The 19,477-nt window shown below is 61.1% G+C and carries 19 protein-coding genes; 3 read left to right on the top strand and 16 right to left on the bottom strand.

The genetic code is table 11. From position 1 onward, the window contains the following. Positions 1–32: 32 nt before the first annotated feature. The 4 genes from CRO75_RS20065 to CRO75_RS20050 form a co-directional block, all read right to left on the bottom strand. Positions 33–1,415 (bottom strand): pitrilysin family protein, encoded by a 1,383-nt coding sequence (locus CRO75_RS20065; RefSeq protein WP_097137669.1) that lies wholly within the window; start codon positions 1,413–1,415, stop codon positions 33–35. Between the two features lie 56 nt (positions 1,416–1,471). Continuing rightward, positions 1,472–3,130, bottom strand: a complete 1,659-nt coding sequence (locus CRO75_RS20060; RefSeq protein WP_097137667.1) for a Na/Pi cotransporter family protein — start codon at positions 3,128–3,130, stop codon at positions 1,472–1,474. Between the two features lie 215 nt (positions 3,131–3,345). Continuing rightward, a complete protein-coding gene (locus CRO75_RS20055; protein ID WP_009046297.1) occupies positions 3,346–4,113 on the bottom strand; it encodes a TerC family protein in 768 nt (255 codons plus the stop codon). Between the two features lie 88 nt (positions 4,114–4,201). Then, positions 4,202–5,509: a CitMHS family transporter gene (locus tag CRO75_RS20050; RefSeq protein ID WP_007924260.1), complete on the bottom strand. Its 1,308-nt coding sequence runs from the start codon at positions 5,507–5,509 to the stop codon at positions 4,202–4,204. Between the two features lie 342 nt (positions 5,510–5,851). Between CRO75_RS20050 and CRO75_RS20045 the strand changes: the two genes are divergently transcribed. Then, positions 5,852–6,253: a GFA family protein gene (locus tag CRO75_RS20045; RefSeq protein WP_097137665.1), complete on the top strand. Its 402-nt coding sequence runs from the start codon at positions 5,852–5,854 to the stop codon at positions 6,251–6,253. A 56-nt stretch (positions 6,254–6,309) separates the two neighbouring features. Here the strand turns inward: CRO75_RS20045 and CRO75_RS20040 are convergent, their stop codons facing one another. The 11 genes from CRO75_RS20040 to CRO75_RS19990 all read right to left on the bottom strand — a co-directional run bounded on the left by CRO75_RS20040 (position 6,310) and on the right by CRO75_RS19990 (position 16,457). Then, positions 6,310–8,271 (bottom strand): DUF4105 domain-containing protein, encoded by a 1,962-nt coding sequence (locus tag CRO75_RS20040; RefSeq protein ID WP_097137664.1) that lies wholly within the window; start codon positions 8,269–8,271, stop codon positions 6,310–6,312. Then, positions 8,268–8,588, bottom strand: coding sequence for a DUF2388 domain-containing protein (locus CRO75_RS20035; protein WP_009041550.1), 321 nt, complete (start codon positions 8,586–8,588; stop codon positions 8,268–8,270). The genes CRO75_RS20040 and CRO75_RS20035 overlap by 4 nt, the downstream gene beginning before the upstream one ends. Positions 8,589–8,615: 27 nt before the next feature. Next, entirely contained in the window at positions 8,616–8,924 is a 309-nt protein-coding gene (locus CRO75_RS20030) for a DUF2388 domain-containing protein (RefSeq protein WP_053263282.1), read from the bottom strand. A gap of 106 nt (positions 8,925–9,030) precedes the next feature. Continuing rightward, positions 9,031–9,348, bottom strand: a complete 318-nt coding sequence (locus tag CRO75_RS20025; RefSeq protein ID WP_007924251.1) for a DUF2388 domain-containing protein — start codon at positions 9,346–9,348, stop codon at positions 9,031–9,033. Positions 9,349–9,513: 165 nt separating this feature from the next. Next, positions 9,514–9,723 (bottom strand): DUF1127 domain-containing protein, encoded by a 210-nt coding sequence (locus tag CRO75_RS20020; RefSeq protein WP_007924249.1) that lies wholly within the window; start codon positions 9,721–9,723, stop codon positions 9,514–9,516. A gap of 277 nt (positions 9,724–10,000) precedes the next feature. Beyond that, the gene (locus CRO75_RS20015) at positions 10,001–10,216 is read right to left on the bottom strand and encodes a DUF1127 domain-containing protein (RefSeq protein ID WP_009041553.1); all 216 of its coding nucleotides are present in this window, start codon (positions 10,214–10,216) and stop codon (positions 10,001–10,003) included. A gap of 319 nt (positions 10,217–10,535) precedes the next feature. After that, positions 10,536–12,029 carry an acetyl-CoA hydrolase/transferase family protein gene (locus CRO75_RS20010; protein WP_009041554.1) on the bottom strand — a complete coding sequence of 498 codons (1,494 nt, stop codon included), beginning with the start codon at positions 12,027–12,029 and terminating at the stop codon, positions 10,536–10,538. Positions 12,030–12,209: 180 nt separating this feature from the next. Beyond that, positions 12,210–13,646, bottom strand: coding sequence for an NAD(P)(+) transhydrogenase (Re/Si-specific) subunit beta (locus CRO75_RS20005; RefSeq protein ID WP_097137661.1), 1,437 nt, complete (start codon positions 13,644–13,646; stop codon positions 12,210–12,212). Further along, entirely contained in the window at positions 13,646–13,969 is a 324-nt protein-coding gene (locus tag CRO75_RS20000; protein ID WP_003187010.1) for an NAD(P) transhydrogenase subunit alpha, read from the bottom strand. Before CRO75_RS20000 ends, CRO75_RS20005 begins: the two co-directional genes overlap by 1 nt. A gap of 15 nt (positions 13,970–13,984) precedes the next feature. Beyond that, positions 13,985–15,106 (bottom strand): Re/Si-specific NAD(P)(+) transhydrogenase subunit alpha, encoded by a 1,122-nt coding sequence (locus CRO75_RS19995; RefSeq protein WP_007924238.1) that lies wholly within the window; start codon positions 15,104–15,106, stop codon positions 13,985–13,987. 451 nt (positions 15,107–15,557) lie between these two features. Beyond that, the gene (locus tag CRO75_RS19990) at positions 15,558–16,457 is read right to left on the bottom strand and encodes a LysR family transcriptional regulator (protein WP_009046306.1); all 900 of its coding nucleotides are present in this window, start codon (positions 16,455–16,457) and stop codon (positions 15,558–15,560) included. 157 nt (positions 16,458–16,614) lie between these two features. On the opposite strand from CRO75_RS19990, the gene CRO75_RS19985 reads away from it, so the two are divergent. Together CRO75_RS19985 and CRO75_RS19980 are read left to right on the top strand one after the other, a co-directional pair. Next, positions 16,615–17,796, top strand: a complete 1,182-nt coding sequence (locus tag CRO75_RS19985; protein WP_007924234.1) for an acyl-CoA dehydrogenase — start codon at positions 16,615–16,617, stop codon at positions 17,794–17,796. Between the two features lie 13 nt (positions 17,797–17,809). Next, positions 17,810–19,030 (top strand): CaiB/BaiF CoA-transferase family protein, encoded by a 1,221-nt coding sequence (locus CRO75_RS19980; protein ID WP_097137660.1) that lies wholly within the window; start codon positions 17,810–17,812, stop codon positions 19,028–19,030. 84 nt (positions 19,031–19,114) lie between these two features. Here the strand turns inward: CRO75_RS19980 and CRO75_RS33265 are convergent. Continuing rightward, positions 19,115–19,477, bottom strand: a 363-nt coding sequence (locus CRO75_RS33265) for a hypothetical protein (RefSeq protein WP_239990615.1), incomplete at its 5' end; no start/stop codon positions are given.

Here is a 19,477-nt window from a genome sequence, read left to right as displayed (position 1 = left end):
CAGAATAACGGTTTAGCATGACAAAAGACGCATCAGGCACGGATTCGTTTGCGATAAGCCCGCCAGCCGAACAGAGCAAAAACAATCAATAGCAGTGCGCCGATCAGCCCGCTCAGGGCCGTATAGCTCAGCAGCGGTTTTTCGATCCGCAGGTAGCCGGGCTGTTCCAGCAGTTGGCGCATGGCCTGGTTGGCCTGCTTCAGGCTGACGGCTTGCAGGCGCTTGGCCGGGTCGCTGAAACGCCCGTCCGCGTAGTCGCTCAAGGCGCCCCAGTAGTAGTCCGCCAGGGCGCTATTGCCCTGTACCGCCCAGGCCTGGCGAGCAATGGCGGCCTGTTGCAGACGGGCGAAGGTGGCCGGCTCCAGGCCGTCCTTGAGCAGCTGCGCCTTGAGCTCGTCGATCGCTTGCCGGGCCTCGGGGACGTCCGCGCGCTCCAGGTCGGCATTCAGGCTGAGAAAGCCGACGCCGCCGAACACCTCGCGTTCGCTGTTCGGCCCGTAGGACAGCTCATGCTGCAGGCGCAGCTTCTGGTACAGCGCCCAGTCCAGGTAATCCTTGAGCAGATCGAAGGTTTCATCGTGCTGCCGGTCGAGGATCGGCTCGGGGAACAGCCAGTGCAGCTTGGCGCTGTCGCCGACCCAGCCGTGGATCAGGCTGCGCTCGGCGGCGGCCGTTTGTTGAATGTCCGGCAGGCCCTGGTGCTCGCTGGGCTCCACCGGTTCCAGCGCCCCGTAGCTGCGTTCCAGGTAGGCCGGCAACAGGCGGTCAAGGTCGCCGACGACGATCAGGGTCATGTTGTTCGGCGCGTACCAGTTCTTGCGCAGCTGCTCCAGCTGTTCCAGGGTCAGTTGATCGACCTCGGCCCGTTCGGCGCACTTCAGGCCCAGCTCCACCGCCAGCTGATTGCTGGCGGAATGGCCCAGGTCCTGGCGGTCCAGCCAGCGTTGCAGGTGCGAGTAATGCCCGCCGTCCTCGCGCTCGACCACCCGTTTCGCCGTTTGCAATGCGTTGTCGTCGAGTTCGGTACGGGTCAAGAGGGCCAGCAGCAGGTCCAGCACCTTGCGCTGGTTTTTCGCCGGGGCCTCGATGACGAACGTGGTGTCGGCATTGCCGGTGTAGGCGTTCCACTCGCCGCCCAGGGCTTGCATGCGTTCCTCCAGCCCGCCTTCGCCGCTGGCGTCGATGCCGCTGAACAGCAGGTGTTCGAGCACATGCGGCAGTTCCTTGTCGGCGCAGCCGAAGTCGTCCAGCCCTACCCCGACCACCAGGCGAATCGCCACGTGGCCGCGCACGTTGCCCGGCTTGAGCAGCAACTGCAGGCCGTTGGGCAGCATGTAGCCTTCGACCTGGAAGCGATCCAGGGCAAACGAATGGGCTGATCCGAGCAGCAGACAGGCGAATAACAGGCAACGCATAACGGGCTTCCTTACGACGGGCGTAAGTTCAACAGACTTCGAGTAACTCTGGACGTTCAGGGTGAATGGGTGATGTCAGCCATATCGTCCACGGCGAGCGCGCCGGTTTCGGAGGAACCCAGCACCACGTAGGCGCTGCCGCAGAACAGCGAATTCAAGCGCTTCATATCGGCGATCAGTTCCAGGTGCAGCGAGCTGGTCTCGATGCTCTGGACGATTTTACGTTGCAGACGGCTGACATGGGCATGGGCCAGGCGACGTTCCTGAGCGCGAAAGCGGCGTTTTTCCCGCAGCAGCTGGCGGGCGCTTTCCGGATCGGCGCTGAGAAACACCGAAAGCCCCAGGCGCAGGTTGGCGATCAGCTGTTCATGCAGGCCGGCCAGTTCTTCCAGGCCGACTTCGGAAAAGGAGCGACGCTGCGCGGTCTTCTGCTGCTGGACCTTGCGCAGCATGCGTTCGATCAGGTCGCTGGCCAGTTTCAGGTTGATCGCCAGTTCGATGATCTCGGCCCAGCGCCGACTGTCCTGTTCGCCCAGGTCTTCCCGGGGCATCTGCGCCAGGTAGAGTTTGATCGCGTTATAGAGCACTTCGACATCGTCGTTGAGGTTGCGCATTTCCTGGGTGACCGCGGTCTGCTTGCCGTGCAGCACATCACGCACGGCTTCGAGCATGGTTTCGACCAGGTCACCGATGCGCAGGGTTTCCCGTGCCGCGTTGGCCAGGGCCAGGCTGGGGGTGGCCAGGGCAGTCGGGTCGAGGTGGCGAGGCTTGGCCCGGCCATTGGTTTCCGGGCGTTCCGGCAGCAACCAGATGCAGACCTTGGCCATCGGCCCGACCGTCGGCAGTAGCACCAGGCAACGCAGGGTGTTGTAGAGCAGGTGGAAACCGATCACCACTTCTTGCGGGCTGAAGTCCAGGCTGTCCATCCAGTGGGCGAGCGGGTCGAGCACCGGAATGATCAGCACCAGGCCGATCAGCTTGTACAGCAGGCTGCCCAGCGCCACCTGGCGGCCGGCGGCGTTCTGCATGTTGGTGCTGAGAAAGGCCAGCACCCCGCTGCCGATGTTGGCGCCGATCACCAGGCCGATGGCCACCGGCAGGCTGATCACGCCGGCCCCGGCCAGGGTCGCGGTGAGCAGCACGGCCGCGAGGCTGGAGTAGGAAATCATGGCGAACAACGCGCCCATCAAGGCGTCGAGCAGGATGTCGCCGGTCAGTGAGGCGAACAGGACTTTCACGCCCTGGGCGTGGGTGATGGGCGCGGCGGCCTCGACGATCAGTTGCAGGGCCAGGATGATCAGCCCCAGGCCGATTCCTACCCGCCCGAGCTGGCCGGCGCGGGTCTGTTTGCGCGACAGAAAGAAGATCACCCCGAGAAAGATCAGCAGCGGCGACAGCCAGGACAGGTCGAAGGTCAGTACCCGGGCCATCAGCGCGGTGCCGACGTCGGCGCCGAGCATGGTCGCCAGGGCGGGTGTCAGGGCCATCAGCCCCTGGCCGACGAACGAGGTGACCAGCATCGCCGTGGCGTTGCTGCTCTGGACCATGGCGGTGACCAGGATCCCGGCGATGAAAGCCAGTGGGCGCTTGGCCATGTTCTGGCCGATGAGGTGGCGCAGGTTCGAGCCATAGACCCGCAGGATGCCGGTGCGGACGATATGCGTGCCCCAGATCAGCAAGGCCACGGCGGACAGCAAATTGAGCAGGGTGAGCATAACGGCCCCCTGTGGTGAATAGCGCCCCAGAGGGGCAAGTTAACGGTGCCGCGCGTTGTTCTACGTTCTGTACTTAAGCTGTAGTTGGCTAACGGTCTGTGCGCCAGCATCGCATAGCTGATGCGGCGATTGAAACAAAACTGTCATAAAGAAAACGACTTTCTGCAGGCGTGAAAAAGGGGCTCGAAAGCCCCTTTTCCTGCTGCGCTCTCGGGTTATTGACCGGGGATGTCCTTGCGCAGTTTCACCGGGTCCTGCTGCTTTTTCTTTTTCGCGATGGCGGTGCGCATCTTGATGTTGATCGCCTCCACCGCCAGCGAGAAGGCCATGGCGAAGTAGACGTAGCCTTTTGGCACGTGCACTTCGAACGCCTCGGCGATCAGTACGGTACCGACCACCAGCAGGAACGACAGCGCCAGCATCTTCAGCGACGGGTGCTTGTCGATGAACTCGCTGATGGTGCCCGAAGCCAGCATCATCACCAGCACCGCGACGATGATCGCCGCGACCATGACCGGTACATGGGAGACCATGCCGACGGCGGTGATCACCGAGTCCAGGGAGAACACGATGTCGATGATCGCGATCTGGATGATGGTGTAGAGGAAGTTGCCGCCCTTGCCGCTTGGCTCTTCCGCGGTTTCGTCCTCGCCTTCCAGGGCGTGGTACATCTCCTGGGAGCTCTTCCAGAGCAGGAACAGGCCACCGAAGAACAGGATCAGGTCACGCCCGGAAATACCCTGGCCGAAGACCACGAACAGGTCGGCGGTCAGGCGCATGACCCAGGTGATCGACAGCAGCAGGAGGATCCGCGTGATCATGGCCAGCGCCAGACCGAAGATCCGGGTCCGTGCCTGCATGTGCTTGGGCATGCGGCTGACCAGGATCGAGATCATGATGATGTTATCGATACCCAGGACGATTTCCAGGGCGGTCAGGGTAAAGAAGGCAACCCAGATTTCCGGGTTGGTCAGCCATTCCATGTGTATTCCTTTGAGCGAGTGTTGTACCGCGCCAGTCGAGATTTCCGAGAACGAAGTCTAGCGGCCGGCGCGGTGAGTCAATTGCTTTTTATAGAGTGCTGAACAGCGGAAAAATCCCCATCAGCAAGGCGGCGAACATTATGCACAGGCAAACCAGCACTGCCCACTTGAGGGTGAAGCGCTGGTGATCGCCGAATTCGATACCGGCCAGGGCTACCAGCAGGTAGGTGGAGGGTACCAGTGGGCTCAGCAAGTGGACGGGTTGGCCGACGATCGAGGCGCGTGCCATTTCCACCGCGGTGATGCCGTAGTGACTGGCGGCCTCGGCGAGGACTGGCAACACACCGTAATAGAAGGCGTCGTTGGACATGAAGAAGGTGAACGGCATGCTCACCAGCGCGGTGATCACCGCCAGGTACGGGCCCAGTGCATCCGGAATCACCGCCAGCAGGCTCTTGGACATGGCATCGACCATGCCGGTGCCGGACAGGATGCCGGTGAAGATGCCGGCGGCGAAGATCAGCCCGACCACCGCCAGCACGCTGCCGGCATGGGCCGCGACGCGATCCTTCTGCTGTTGCAGGCACGGGTAGTTGACGATCATCGCGATACTGAAGGCCACCATGAACAGCACAGGCAGCGGCAACAGGCCGGCGATCAGTGCGCACATCAGGGCGAAAGTCAGGGCGCCGTTGAACCAGATCAGCTTTGGACGACGAGCGTCCGGGAACTGCGAAACGCTGATTTCGCTGTGGTCGATCTCGTCGCCCTGCAGGTGCAGTTCGCCCAGGCGCGCCCGTTCACGCTTGCCGTACATGTAGGCGATCGCCAGGATTGCTACCACGCCGGCCAGCATCGCCGGGATCATCGGCACGAAGATGTCCGACGGGTCGACATGCAGCGCGCTGGCGGCACGGGCAGTCGGGCCACCCCAGGGGGTCATGTTCATCACACCGCCGGCCAGGATGATCAGGCCGGCCATGATCCGCGGGCTCATGCCGATGCGGCTGTACAGCGGCAGCATGGCCGCCACGCAGATCATGTAGGTGGTGGCGCCGTCGCCGTCCAGGGACACTACCAGCGCAAGCACGGCGGTACCGACCGAGACTTTGAGCGGATCACCCTTGACCAGCTTGAGGATCTTGCGCACGGCCGGGTCGAACAGGCCGGAGTCGATCATCAGGGCGAAATACAGGATGGCGAACATCAGCATCACGCCGGTCGGTGCCAGCTTGGTGATGCCTTCGAGCATCATCGGGCCGATCTTCGGGGCGAAGCCGCCGAACAGCGCGAACAGGATAGGAACGATGATCAGCGCGATCAGCGCGGACAGGCGCTTGGTCATGATCAGGAACATGAAGGTGATGACCATGGCGAAGCCAAGGAAAGTCAGCATAGGAATACTCCAGGCGTAGCGCGGCTAGGGAATGGCGAACCGGATGGGGTCAGCGCAGAACGGGAAGCGCGGGACAGGCTGGAGGAAGCGGGATGAAAAGGCGGGTACGAACGGACATCAGAATCACCATTGTTGTTGTTAATTGGGCCTGGAGGCGCAAAACGCCCATTGGCCAACCGGTCTGTTGCCGGCAGTGGAGGCGATCCTAATCGCGGAAGCTTTCAGCTACCTTTCGTTGTAGAAAGCAATGAGTGGATGCGTCGCGAGCCGACGTGCGGTCAAAAAACAACCAGATCGGCCCGTTGGCCGAGTTTTCCGGAACAGTCGCTGGGAGGTCCTCGTATGAGCCTGTTGCACACCGGCGGTTGCCATTGCGGCCAGCTGCGTTATCAGTTCAGCGGGCCGCTGCGCGATATCGCCCATTGCCATTGTTCGATCTGCCGACGGGTCAGCGGCGGCCTGGTGACTACCTGGATCACCCAGCCCCGCCAGGCTTTCCAATGGCTGGCCGGGACGCCGGCCCGCTACGACTCTTCGCCCGGTTGTGCGCGGTATTTCTGCCCGAACTGCGGCGCGCATCTGGCGCTGATCACCCAATTGAGCCCGGACAGCATCGATGTGACCATCGCTACCCTGGACCATCCGGAGCTGGCGCCGGCCGAGCGGCATATCTGGACCGACAGCCGTTTGCCCTGGCTGCACCTGGATGAGCAGTTGCCGGGAGAGGCCGAGGAGACGTTGTAAGGTTGTGGGATCGCTTCGCGGGCCAGCGATGAAGGAAGCTGGCCCGCGATGCGGGATCAGGGCAGTTCCAGCCCGCCCGCCGCCTTGTGCAAGGCCCGCAGATGTTCGCCGAGCTGTTTCAGGTTGGCCTCGTTGGCGGCGATTTCGGCTGCGCGGCTCGGCTCCAGCAACGCACGCACTTCCTTGTCCAGATCGCCGGTCAGGGCCTGCAGCTGTTTCTGGCGCAGGCTGCTTTCCGCTTCCAGGCGTTGCCATTCGCTCGGCTGCGGCAAGCCATAACCGCTGCTACCGAGCAATTCGGCCGGGCGACTGAGGAAGCCACTGTTGGCGAGGATTTCCTGCAGGGTCTTGTTGGCCTTGTCCATGCCGCCGTTCTGCAGCTCGCGAGCCCCCAGATAACGCTGCTTGACCTCATCCTGGGCCAGCAGTAGCTGGCGCCGGAAGCTCGCCTGTTCGAGCAGCAGCAAGGCAGCGCTGGTGCGCAGGTCCGCCTGGTCGAACCACTGGCGACGCTCCGCAGCACTCAGGGACAGCCAGTCTTCCACGCTGTTCTGTTTGATCGGCAGGTGCTTTTTCAACACCTCGAACATCGCCTGGTAGCGGTCGCGGAAGGAGTCGAAGCGATACCCCAGGCGCAAGGCTTCGCGAGGATCGTCCAGTACGCTGGTGTCGGCCAGACCGCGGCCCTTGAGCACCTCCAGCAGGCCGTTGGGCATGATGCTGTCGAGCCCGGTGAGCTGGGCATTGTTGCTGCCGCTGCGCAGCAGCTTCAGGCTTTCCACGGCGCAGTTGTTGGACAGGAAGTAATAGTTGCCGTCGTAGCTCCAGTGCATCTCGGCGGCACGCTCGACCACTTCTTCGATCTCGTTACGCGACAGGTTCAGCGGCACCGAAGCCAGGCTGCGCAGCTCGGTCTTGGTGTATTCATCGATGACCTGGGCCAATGGCAGGATAAACAGGCGGGATGGGTATTTGCCGACCAGGCCGTCCCAGCTCGACAATTGCACGTCACCGACAAAGGCGCGGTAGGACAGCACCAGGTGCTGCTCGAGGTCCAGCCGGCAATCCGGCCCGCGTGGCCGGCCAGGCGCGCAGATGACCAGGCGCAACATGCTGTGCCCCCAGCGGCTGACCCAGTTCTGGTTGGCCTCGGCCAGCAGGTAATCCACGGCATAGACCCGCTCCGGGTCGACCTTGCCCAGCGGCTGCTTGGCGAAGTCGTTGCCGGCATTGAGGAAGGCGAAGGACTGGGCGCAGGTGTCCTTGGCCTTCGGCGCCCAGCCGAAGTGTTCCTGGTAATAACGGTACAGCGCCGGTCGGCGGCAGGCGTAGCTCGGGTCCAGGAGGAAGTACTCCATGTTCACCGCGACGAACTCTTTGGGGTTGGTCGTTTCGTAGATATCCGGGCTGCGGGCGACCTGGCGGTTGTACTGCTCGCGTTCGCCGCGGCGGCCGACGTATTGCGGCCAGCCGGCGAGGTCGAGCAGGCGCGGGTCGTCGCTGAGGGTGAAGCGGCGCGCGGTCTGGCCGCGGCACTGGTCCGGCAGCCCGATCAGGCCCGAGGCGCTGTTCTGGCGGCTGCAGCGCTGGATCAGCGTGCGTTCGGCACCCGACCACAGGCGCGAACGGTCATAAATATGGGTGAGTTCATGCAGCACGGTGGCGAGCATTTCCCGGCGCACGGTGCCATGGGGGCGATGGGTTTTCTGGGTGGCCGCGCTGCCGTCGGTGAGGCTGGCCAGCAGTTTGCGATTCAGGTCGAGTTCGTCGACCAGCGATGCCTGGCCGTAGGCGTTGTGAGGCATGTCGTCGGTCCAGCCGACATCGATGCGACGGTCCAGTTGTTCGATGAAGCGCGGCGGCAGCGCTTGCATCGCTTCATCCAGCAGTGCCTGGCTGGCGTGCTGCTGCTCCGGGCTCAAGCCTTCGGTCTTGAGCCGCAGTTGCAGGCTGGCCTGGGCGCTGTTGCCCAGGAGTAACAGCGCTGCGCCCAGCAGCCAGGCGGCGAGCGGCCTCACAGTGCGAGGATGGCTTCGGCGAGCACCTGATCACTGGCGTCGCGGGCTTGCGGCACGCGGTTACGCAAGGTATCGAAGGCGGCTTCCAGTTGGGCGCCACGAATATCGCCGTCGCTGGCGACGAAGCTGGCGGCGTCGTCATGGGCGGCACGTACGATTTTCGAGTCGCGGATGGAGGTGGTGGTGTCCGAGGTGAAATCGATGGTACGACCAAAGGCTCGAACGATGATGTTACTGGTGGCTACCAGGGTTTGCGCCTGGGCCACATCAGCCAACAGCAACAGGCCAAGGGTGGCAGCAATCAGCGGGCTACGCATGGAACGACTCCGGGATGACAGGGATAGTTATTGGACGAGAATTGCCTGCGCCAGTTCAAGGTCGCCGACATGAAGTTGTGGCTGGGTTTTACGCAGGTATTTCAGGGCTGATTCCAGCCGGGCTCCGCGCAGGTGGCCGTCAGTGGCAATGAACGCCGCGGCATCATCCTGGGCAGCCAGTACGCGTTTGTTGTCGAAAGGCGCGGAGGTCACCTTGCTGGTGGCGTAGCCAGTGATGACCAGGCCTTGTGTGCTCAGGTCGAAAGCAGCGGCCGAGCCAGTCCAACACAGGACAATCAACGAAGGGACGGTAAGCAGGGATCTGAAAAAACGCATGAGTCTCGACAGCTGAAAAACCAGCGGCAAGGCTAGCGCAATGCCTGGGCGAGAGCCAGCGTCCAGGGTTTCGGGTGCGTTGGCGCACCCGTCACCGGAGCGGAGGTCAGATCGTCAGGATGGCCTGAGCGAGCTGGGCGTCAGTAGCGCTCAGTTGTGGCAACTGCTGGCGGATGTGGTCAAACGCGCTTTCCAGCTTCACACCGCGAATGGCGCCTTCGGTAGCGACAAAACTGGCGGCGTCGTCACGAGCGGCGCGCACGATTTTGTTGTCACGGAACGAGGATGTGACGTCGGAAGTCGCATCGGAAGTGGCCTTGAGTGCGCCGACTACCGCATCGGTGGTGACGATAAAGCTGGAGGCGTGGGCGTTGGAGGCCAAGGCCAGCAAGGCAGCAGCGCTGAGCAGGCGAAGACGGGACATAGGTAAAACTCCTTGATAACAGATAGGGTGGTGCTGAGTGGGCACCGGGTAGTCACTGTGGGGCAAATGAATCAGACGCCCCTTCAGGAAAATCGCTACACGCTACCGGATATTAGGCCCACCCCCATCTGTTCGAATAGCCCTCTTCTGCTGTCCTGGTGCGAACTAGCGCCAGAAGGGTTTGTCCAGTTCGGCCATGCGGTCGCTGTGGCTGATGCCGACATCGGACAATTGCTGATCGTTGAGCCCTGCCAGCACGCGGCGTGTTCGGGCGTTCTGCTGCATCTGGCACAAGGCGCGGTACAAGCGTTTCCACACGCTTATCTGAGGATGGGAAAAGCTGAGAGGTGCAATACGTCCTGGTATGTGGTTCATGGTGCGGTCCTTTCGGCAGGCCGAAGTCAGGGACTTGGGACACCATGTTGCTATTCACGCAGGCATGCATACAGATACACCAGTATAAAATTGTACTGGTTCAGTTTGGTTTATATTTAAACTGTATCTGTCGAGCCATACCCTTTCTGTACCGGCGGCTTCCGGCATTGCCAGGCCTTAAACGACAAAACCCGTCGCGGTTGCCCGCGACGGGTTTTGTTTTTTCAATTCGGGGTGCTGGCGGTGGACCCGATGGGTCAGAGCCAGCGACGCTAACTTAGCGCCAGAACGGCTTGCTCAGCTCTTCATAGCGTTGAGCTTCGCTGATACCTGCGTCAGCCAGCAGACGCGAATCCAGGCGAGCCAGTTGATGGCGGCTGGAGATGCGGCGCTGCCACAGCATCAGGTTGGCGAGAACGCGCAGAGGCATGGAAGCCTGGGTTTTTGCAGCTTTGTCTTCGAAGAACAGTTCGGAACTGAGTGTACGTTCCATGATGTGCATCCTTCCGCTTGTGGCGGGATTAGGTAGTGGTTTAACTGGTGCCCATGATCCTCCTCTCGCGCTAGTCTCTGTAGATACAGTTCATCTGTATTGTGAGGGACCAGTTAACTGTTTATAGGTGCTGTACTGTTCGGAAATGATGCAACTGTACCTGTCGGCACCATTTAGGTGCGTCTCAAGGGGTTTTCTTGAAAAAGATAGGATTTTGAGGGGGTAAAATACCGGTACAGCAGTACAGTTTTTGACAGGTGTTTAAGGATTGTCGATGGGCTGACACAACTGGACTTGCGTCACCCATCGACTGTACCCATCACACAGCGAGCATGCGCCCGGTTTCTTCCAGGTTCATGTGCCAGCGCAGGGCATCGCGCAGGACGTGTGGCGTGTGACCGCCCAGGGCGCAGGCGGCGGTGAAGTAGTCATTCAGCGCCTGGCGATAGTCCGGATGTACACAGTTGTCGATGATTACCCGTGCCCGCTCCCGTGGTGCCAGACCACGCAAGTCGGCCAGGCCGATCTCGGTCACCAGGATGTCGACGTCGTGCTCGGTGTGGTCGACGTGACTGACCATCGGCACCACGCTGGAAATCGCCCCGCCCTTGGCAATGGACTTGGTGACGAAGATCGCCAGGTGCGCGTTGCGCGCGAAGTCACCCGAACCACCGATGCCGTTCATCATCCGCGTGCCGCAGACGTGGGTGGAGTTGACGTTGCCGTAGATGTCGAACTCCAGGGCGGTGTTGATGCCGATGATGCCCAGGCGACGCACCACTTCCGGGTGGTTGGAGATCTCCTGCGGGCGCAGTACCAGCTTGTCCTTGTAACGTTCCAGGTTGCCGAACACATCGGCGTTGCGGCGGCTCGACAGGGTGATCGAACTGCCTGAGGCGAAGCTCAGCTTGCCGGCGTCGATCAGGTCGAAAGTCGAGTCCTGCAGCACTTCGGAGTACATGGTCAGGTCTTCGAACGGCGATTCGATCAGGCCGCACATCACCGCGTTGGCAATGTTGCCGATGCCTGCTTGCAGCGGGCCGAGCTTGTTGCTCATGCGGCCAGCGTCCACTTCCTGCTTGAAGAAGTTGATCAGGTGATTGGCGATGCCCTGGGTTTCGCTGTCAGGGGTCGAGACGGTGGATGGCGAGTCCGCCTGGTTGGTGATGACGATCGCGACGATCTTCTCCGCCGGGATCGGGATGGCGGTGCTGCCGATCCGGTCGTCGACCTTCACCAGCGGGATAGGCGTGCGGGTCGGCCGGTAGGTCGGGATATAGATGTCGTGCAGGCCTTCCAGGTTCGGGTTGTGCGCCAGGTTGATCTCGACGATCACGTGCTTGGCGAAGATTGCGAAACTGGCGGAGTTGCCCACCGAGGTGGTCGGCACGATATGCCCCTGCTCGGTGATCGCCACGGCTTCGATGACGGCGATGTCCGGCAGCTTGAGCTGCTGGTTGCGCAGCTGTTCCACGGTTTCCGACAGGTGCTGGTCGATGAACATCACCTCGCCGGCATTGATCGCCTTGCGCAGGGTGCTGTCGACCTGGAACGGCATGCGTCGGGCCAGGACACCGGCCTCGGTGAGTTGCTTGTCGAGGTCATTGCCCAGGCTGGCGCCGGTCATCAGGCTGATTTTCAGTGGGGTTACCTTGGCGCGCTCGGCCAATGCATGGGGCACGGCCTTGGCTTCGCCGGCGCGGGTGAAACCGCTCATGCCGACGGTCATGCCGTCCTGAATCAGAGCGGCGGCGTCGGCGGCGCTCATCACCTTATCCAACAACGAAGGCAAGCGGATACGATCACGGTACATGGATTGTTATCTCGGGCAGCGGAAGCAAGATGCGCAGTCTAGTGATTTCAAAAAAATTCGTCCCGCTACCAAGGTCGAATGAAAGGCCGCGATTTAGAGCCTTTTGTCGGGTTTGTGCGGGAAATAAAAAACCCCAGCCTACTAAAGGCTGAGGTCTTGGGTGTTGCGCTGGAGCAGGTTTTACTCGACGGCTTTGACCATGTCTTCGATGACTTTCTTGGCGTCACCGAACACCATCATGGTCTTGTCTAGGTAGAACAGTTCGTTGTCCAGACCGGCATAGCCGCTGGCCATCGAACGCTTGTTGACGATGATGGTCTTGGCCTTGAACGCCTCGAGAATCGGCATGCCGGCGATCGGCGATTTCGGATCGTTCTTCGCCGCCGGGTTGACCACGTCGTTGGCGCCGAGCACCAGCACCACGTCGGCCTGGCCGAACTCGGAGTTGATGTCTTCCATCTCGAACACCTGGTCGTACGGCACTTCGGCCTCGGCCAGCAGCACGTTCATGTGGCCGGGCATGCGTCCTGCTACCGGGTGGATCGCGTACTTCACGGTCACGCCGCGGTGAGTCAGCTTCTCGGTCAGCTCTTTCAGCGCGTGCTGTGCCCGGGCGACCGCCAGGCCGTAACCCGGAACGATGATCACGGTGTCGGCGTTGGTCAGCAGGAAGGTGGCGTCGTCGGCCGAGCCGGACTTCACCGGACGGGCCTCTTGCGCGCCTGCCGGGCCGCCGGCGTCGGCAGTGTTGCCGAAGCCGCCAAGCAGTACGTTGAAGAACGAACGGTTCATCGCCTTGCACATGATGTACGACAGGATCGCACCGGACGAACCCACCAGGGAGCCGGCGATGATCAGCATCGAGTTGTTCAGCGAGAAGCCGATCCCCGCCGCCGCCCAGCCCGAGTAGCTGTTGAGCATCGACACCACCACCGGCATGTCGGCGCCGCCGATCGGGATGATGATCAGCACGCCCATCACGAAGGCCAGGACCAGCATCAGGGCGAAGGCGCCGAGGTTGCCGGTGAGCATGAAGGTCACGCCCAGGCCCAGGGTCGCCAGGCCGAGAACCAGGTTCAGCTTGTGTTGGCCGCCGAACTGTACCGGTGCGCCCTGGAACAGGCGGAACTTGTACTTGCCCGACAGCTTGCCGAAGGCGATCACCGAACCGGAGAAGGTAATGGCACCGATGGCCGCGCCGAGGAACAGCTCCAGGCGGTTACCGGCCGGAATCGCATCACCCAGCTGCTTGACGATGCCCAGGGACTGCGGCTCCACCACGGCGGCAATGGCAATGAACACCGCCGCCAGACCGATCATGCTGTGCATGAAGGCCACCAGCTCCGGCATCTTGGTCATTTCCACGCGCTTGGCCATGATCGAACCGGCGGTGCCGCCGATTAGCAGGCCGACGATCACGTAGCCGATGCCAACAGTTGCCAGTTCCGAGCCGAGCTTGAACACCAGGCCGACGGTGGTGACGATCGCCAGGGCCATGCCGAGCATGCCGAACAGGTTGCCGCGACGCGAGGAGGTTGGGTGCGACAGACCTTTGAGGGCCTGGATAAAGCAGATCGACGCGATCAGGTAGAGCGTCGTTACCAGATTCATGCTCATTACTTGGGCGCCTCTTCTTTTACGGCTTTCGGGGCTTTTTTCTTGAACATCTCAAGCATGCGGCGGGTTACCAGGAAGCCGCCGAACACGTTGACCGCGGCCAGGGCCACGGCCAGCGTGCCCATGGTCTTGCCCAGCGGTGTCACGGTCAGGGCGGCGGCCAGCATGGCGCCGACGATCACGATCGCCGAAATGGCGTTGGTCACCGCCATCAGCGGCGTGTGCAGTGCGGGTGTAACGTTCCAGACCACGTGATAACCGACATAAATCGCCAGCACGAAGATGATCAGGTTGTAGATACCGGGGGAGATAAGCTCTTCCATCGTCTGAATCCCTGCTTAGGCGTTTTTACGGATGACTTGGCCGTCGCGGCACATCAGGCACGCGGCGACGATGTCGTCTTCTAGGTTGACCTCGAACTGACCTTCTTTGGTGAAGACGAGCTTCAGGAAGTCCAGCAGGTTGCGGGCGTACAGCGCCGAGGCGTCGGCAGCGACAGCGCCGGCCAGGTTGGTTGGGCCGACGATGGTCACGCCATTCTCGACGACCACCTGATCCGCCACGGTCAGCGGGCAGTTGCCGCCCTGGGCCGCGGCGAGGTCGACGACCACCGATCCCGGCTTCATCTGGGCCACGGTTTCGGCGCTCAGCAGTACTGGCGCCTTGCGGCCTGGAATCAGGGCGGTGGTGATCACGATGTCCGCCTGCTTGGCGCGTTCGTGCACGGCCTGGGCCTGGCGTTGCATCCAGCTGGCAGGCATCGGACGTGCGTAGCCACCGACACCGACGGCGCATTCACGCTCCTCATCGGTCTCGTAAGGCACGTCGACGAACTTGGCCCCCAGGGATTCGATCTGTTCCTTGACCGCCGGACGTACGTCCGAGGCCTCGATCACGGCGCCCAGGCGCTTGGCGGTGGCGATGGCCTGCAGGCCGGCAACACCGGCACCGAGAATCAGCACGCGAGCGGCTTTCACGGTGCCCGCGGCGGTCATCAGCATCGGCATGAAGCGCGGGTAATAGTGGGCAGCCAGCAGCACCGCTTTGTAACCGGCGATGTTGGCTTGCGAGGACAGCACATCCAGGCTCTGAGCCCGCGAGGTACGCGGCGCTGCTTCCAGGGCGAAGGCGGTGATGCCGCGCTCGGCCATCTTGGCAATGGTTTCATTGCTGAACGGATTGAGCATGCCCACCAGGACGGTGCCGCTCTTGATCAGGGCCAGTTCGCTGTCGCTGGGAGCCACGACCTTGAGAATCAGCTCCGCGCCGAATGCATCGTTGGCGCTGCCAATGGTTGCACCTGCCGCTTCATAGGCACTGTCGACAACGCTGGCGTTGATGCCGGCGCCGCTCTGCACAGTGACTTTATGACCCTGGCCGATCAGTTTCTTGATGGTTTCCGGGGTTGCAGCAACCCGTGTTTCACCCGTTTGGGTCTCGAGAGGAACACCAATGTGCACGTCAAATCTCCTGCTTGATCTTATTGCTTTCGATCTTTTCTAGAAGGCCAGCGCACTACGGATGGTGCAGCTGGGGCGGCCGATCAGCACGATCCCGCCAGAATCAAGGCGGGGCGCGGCATTTTGCAGGCGAACATTACGCCCTTCAAGGGATTATGAGGGGTGACGGAAAATTAACTACAAGTCACCCTGTGACCGAATGTCGCAAGGGTCTGGGCCAATCCCTTGTAAGCCGTGACCTGTAAGGATTTCGACGGAAAATAAAACAATTTTCATATTGCTCGCGTGAATGAGCGTTTATGACCCTCAAAAAGCCCTACAAGCCACGTGGTTAGGCGCTTATAGGACGGTTGTTCCGCTTATCGATACAGTCTGCCTAAATGCGACATTTAGTTATATCTGTAGTGTTTTGGTTTTTCTGACTACTAAGTCAGCTTGTCGCCCTGCCCCGCTATTTCTCAAGGCTGTAGCTTTGTGCCTGCTCCACCAGCCAATCGCGAAAAGCCCGTAAAGACGCTGATTCCACCTTGCGCTCGGGAATCATCAGGTAATACGCCTTGATGCTTGCTAGTGCTTCGGGGTTGGCGATCACCAGGCGCTTTTCCCTCAGCTCCCGTTGAATAAGGAATGGCGGGATCAGGGCGATGCCCATGTCGTGCATGGCGGCCTGCGCCAGCATGGAGAATAGTTCGTAACGCGGGCCTGTCATGTCTCGCGGGATATTCAGGTGCTGTGAGTTGAACCATTGCCGCCAGGCATAGGGGCGCGTGGTCTGTTGCAGCAGCGGCAACTCGGCGATTTCTTCGGCGCTTAGCCGGGTGCGGTTGCCCAGGGTTGCGGGGCTGCATACCGGCATCGGGTTTTCTCCCATCAGGCGATGGGATTGGGTGCCCGACCAGTCGGCATCGCCAAAGTAAATCGCGGCGTCGAAGTCGGTATCGGCGAACAGGAAAGGCCGGGTGCGGTTGGTCAGGTTGACCGTGACTTCCGGGTGTCGCTGCTGAAAATCCTTGAGTCGGGGCAGCAGCCATTGGGTGCCAAAGGTCGGGACCACCGCCAGTTCGATGACGTTGGCGCCCTGCTGGCCCATGACGGACAGCGTGTCGCGTTCCACCGCGTCCAGTTGAGTCGCCACGCGGCGGCTGTAGGAGAGCCCGGCTTCGGTCAGCTTGACGCCGCGTCGGGACCGGCGGAACAGCTCGACCCCGAGAAACTCTTCCAGGCTGGCGATCTGTCGGCAAATTGCACCTTGTGTCAGCGAAAGCTCCTGCGCCGCCTTGGTAAAGCTCTCGTGACGTGCGGCGGCTTCGAAGCTGATGAGGGCGGCAGTGCTGGGGATCTTTCTGCGCATGTACGGCAATCTCACTAATGGAATCGCTAAAAGCCGCTTTCGGCTGTTACGGAGTGAGAAATTAGCACAACAGTATGCGAAATCCTCGTTTGCCGCGCCCGCAAAGCCGGCCTAGGATCAGTCCACGAACGTTGACCTACTTCACGAGGACTCACTCATGGGCGGTAAAGCAAGCTTCAACTGGATCGATCCCCTTCTGCTGGATCAACAGCTCACTGAAGAGGAGCGCATGGTGCGCGACAGTGCCGAGCAATTCGCTCAAGGCAAGCTGGCGCCGCGTGTGCTCGAAGCTTTCCGTCATGAAAAGACCGACCCGGCGATCTTCCGCGAAATGGGCGAAGTTGGCCTGCTGGGGGCCACCATTCCCGAACAGTACGGCGGCAGCGGTCTGAATTATGTCTGCTACGGCCTGATTGCCCGCGAAGTGGAGCGTGTTGACTCCGGCTACCGCTCGATGATGAGCGTGCAGTCCTCCCTGGTGATGGTGCCGATCAATGAATTTGGTACCGAAGCCCAGAAGCAGAAGTATTTGCCAAAGCTGGCCTCCGGCGAGTGGATCGGCTGCTTTGGTCTGACCGAGCCTAACCATGGCTCCGACCCGGGCGCGATGATTTCTCGTGCCCGTAAGGTCGATGGCGGTTACAGCCTGACTGGCAGCAAGATGTGGATCACCAACAGCCCGATTGCTGACGTGTTCGTGGTCTGGGCCAAGGACGATGCTGGGGATATCCGCGGCTTCGTACTGGAGAAAGGTTGGAAAGGTCTGAGTGCTCCAGCGATTCACGGTAAGGTCGGCCTGCGCGCTTCCATCACCGGCGAAATCGTCATGGACAACGTCTTTGTGCCGGAAGAGAACATCTTCCCGGATGTACGGGGTCTGAAAGGTCCGTTCACCTGTCTGAACTCTGCCCGCTACGGTATTTCCTGGGGCGCCCTGGGTGCGGCCGAATTCTGCTGGCACACCGCTCGCCAATACACGTTGGACCGTCAGCAATTCGGTCGCCCGCTGGCGGCTACCCAACTGATCCAGAAAAAACTGGCGGACATGCAGACCGAGATCACTCTCGCCCTTCAAGGCTGCCTGCGTCTGGGGCGGATGAAGGATGAAGGTACGGCGGCGGTGGAAATCACCTCGATCATGAAGCGCAACTCCTGCGGCAAGTCGTTGGACATCGCTCGCATGGCCCGCGACATGCTGGGCGGTAACGGCATCTCCGACGAGTTCGGCATCGCCCGTCACCTGGTCAACCTGGAAGTGGTGAACACCTACGAAGGGACCCATGACGTTCATGCGCTGATCCTGGGGCGCGCGCAGACCGGCATCCAGGCGTTCTACTGATAGGAGAACGACCATGGGCGCGTTATCTCATTTGCGGGTGCTGGACTTGTCGCGAGTGCTAGCCGGGCCTTGGGCCGGTCAGATCCTGGCGGACCTGGGGGCCGAGGTGATCAAGGTCGAGCGTCCGGGTAACGGTGACGATACGCGCGCCTGGGGACCGCCTTTCCTCAAGGACGCCTATGGCGAGAACACTACGGAGGCTGCCTATTACCTGTCGGCCAACCGCAACAAGCAATCGGTGACTATCGACTTCACTCGGCCGGAAGGTCAGCGCCTGGTGCGCGAGTTGGCGGCCAAGTCCGACATTCTGATCGAGAACTTCAAGGTTGGCGGTCTGGCGGCCTATGGGTTGGACTATCAGTCGCTGAAGGCGCTCAACCCTAACCTGATCTATTGCTCCATTACCGGCTTCGGCCAGACCGGGCCTTATGCCAAGCGTGCCGGCTACGACTTCATGATTCAGGGGCTGGGTGGGCTGATGAGCCTGACCGGGCGTCCCGAGGGTGATGAGGGCGCCGGGCCGGTGAAAGTCGGCGTGGCATTGACGGATATCCTGACGGGGTTGTACTCGACTGTGGCGATTCTTGCCGCATTGGCGCACCGGCAGCATGACGGTGGTGGGCAGCACATTGATATGGCGTTGCTGGATGTACAGGTTGCGTGCCTGGCCAACCAGGCGATGAACTACCTGACCACCGGAGTGGCTCCCAAGCGCTTGGGTAATGCTCACCCGAATATCGTGCCTTATCAGGACTTTCCCACGGCGGATGGCGATTTCATCCTTACCGTGGGGAATGACGGGCAGTTCCGCAAGTTTGCCGAGGTGGCAGGCCAGCCGCAGTGGGCGGACGATCCGCGCTTTGCGACTAATAAGCTGCGGGTTGCCAATCGGGCGGTGTTGATTCCATTGATCCGTCAGGCCACGGTGTTCAAGACCACCGCTGATTGGGTTGCCCAGTTGGAGCAGGCAGGAGTGCCTTGCGGCCCTATTAACGACTTGGCGCAGATGTTCGAGGACCCGCAGGTCAAAGCGCGCGGGTTGGCGATCGAGCTGCCTCACGCGTTGGCGGGGTTGGTGCCTCAGGTGGCGAGTCCGATCCGGCTCTCCGAGACGCCGGTCGAGTACCGTCATGCGCCTCCTCTATTAGGAGAGCATACCGCCCAGGTTCTGCAGCGAGTGCTGGGGCTTGAGCTTGAGTCCGTGGATGCCTTGCGAGCCTCGGGCGTGGTGTGAATGCGCTCTTCTATATAGAGAGCATATGATCCCTTCTATATAAGAGGCCTGAAAACACCCCTTTTGGGGTGTTTTCAGGTTTATTCATAGTAAAAGCAAATTAGGGGTTGACGGCAGATTCTGGAAGTCTATAATTCGCCCCACTTCCGGCGCAGTCGAAACGGAAAACTCCTTGAGATTCAACGAGTTACACGGTTTTCGACAGCGGTCACGCTTCAGTTCATCGAAGCCCGAAGGAGTTGGTTCGGCAGTCAGTTTTCGCCGAATTAACGATTCGATCTTCTCGGTCGAAAGCGGAGAAAAAGAGGTGTTGACAGCAGCGTGTAACGCTGTAGAATTCGCCTCCCGCTGACGAGAGATCGGAGGCGCAAGTGGTTGAAGTTGCAAAGGAAACTTTGAAAACTTCTTAAAATAACCGCTTGACAGATGCAGAGGCTGCTGTAGAAT

Source organism: Pseudomonas sp. LAMO17WK12:I10 (assembly GCF_900215185.1).
In the GTDB taxonomy this organism is placed as follows: domain Bacteria; phylum Pseudomonadota; class Gammaproteobacteria; order Pseudomonadales; family Pseudomonadaceae; genus Aquipseudomonas; species Aquipseudomonas chlororaphis.
Note: the sequence above shows the minus strand (reverse complement) of the source record. Positions and strands in the feature narration are given on the sequence as shown.

Excerpts from the sequence above, each read along its gene's own strand:
- CRO75_RS20065 (WP_097137669.1), bottom strand. The coding sequence starts at position 1,415 with ATGCGTTGCCTGTTATTCGCCTGTCTGCTGCTCGGATCAGCCCATTCG.
- CRO75_RS20060 (WP_097137667.1), bottom strand. The coding sequence starts at position 3,130 with ATGCTCACCCTGCTCAATTTGCTGTCCGCCGTGGCCTTGCTGATCTGG.
- CRO75_RS20055 (WP_009046297.1), bottom strand. The coding sequence starts at position 4,113 with ATGGAATGGCTGACCAACCCGGAAATCTGGGTTGCCTTCTTTACCCTG.
- CRO75_RS20050 (WP_007924260.1), bottom strand. The coding sequence starts at position 5,509 with ATGCTGACTTTCCTTGGCTTCGCCATGGTCATCACCTTCATGTTCCTG.
- CRO75_RS20045 (WP_097137665.1), top strand. The coding sequence starts at position 5,852 with ATGAGCCTGTTGCACACCGGCGGTTGCCATTGCGGCCAGCTGCGTTAT.
- CRO75_RS20035 (WP_009041550.1), bottom strand. The coding sequence starts at position 8,588 with ATGCGTAGCCCGCTGATTGCTGCCACCCTTGGCCTGTTGCTGTTGGCT.
- CRO75_RS20030 (WP_053263282.1), bottom strand. The coding sequence starts at position 8,924 with ATGCGTTTTTTCAGATCCCTGCTTACCGTCCCTTCGTTGATTGTCCTG.
- CRO75_RS20025 (WP_007924251.1), bottom strand. The coding sequence starts at position 9,348 with ATGTCCCGTCTTCGCCTGCTCAGCGCTGCTGCCTTGCTGGCCTTGGCC.
- CRO75_RS20020 (WP_007924249.1), bottom strand. The coding sequence starts at position 9,723 with ATGAACCACATACCAGGACGTATTGCACCTCTCAGCTTTTCCCATCCT.
- CRO75_RS20015 (WP_009041553.1), bottom strand. The coding sequence starts at position 10,216 with ATGGAACGTACACTCAGTTCCGAACTGTTCTTCGAAGACAAAGCTGCA.
- CRO75_RS20010 (WP_009041554.1), bottom strand. The coding sequence starts at position 12,029 with ATGTACCGTGATCGTATCCGCTTGCCTTCGTTGTTGGATAAGGTGATG.
- CRO75_RS20005 (WP_097137661.1), bottom strand. The coding sequence starts at position 13,646 with ATGAGCATGAATCTGGTAACGACGCTCTACCTGATCGCGTCGATCTGC.
- CRO75_RS20000 (WP_003187010.1), bottom strand. The coding sequence starts at position 13,969 with ATGGAAGAGCTTATCTCCCCCGGTATCTACAACCTGATCATCTTCGTG.
- CRO75_RS19990 (WP_009046306.1), bottom strand. The coding sequence starts at position 16,457 with ATGCGCAGAAAGATCCCCAGCACTGCCGCCCTCATCAGCTTCGAAGCC.
- CRO75_RS19985 (WP_007924234.1), top strand. The coding sequence starts at position 16,615 with ATGGGCGGTAAAGCAAGCTTCAACTGGATCGATCCCCTTCTGCTGGAT.
- CRO75_RS19980 (WP_097137660.1), top strand. The coding sequence starts at position 17,810 with ATGGGCGCGTTATCTCATTTGCGGGTGCTGGACTTGTCGCGAGTGCTA.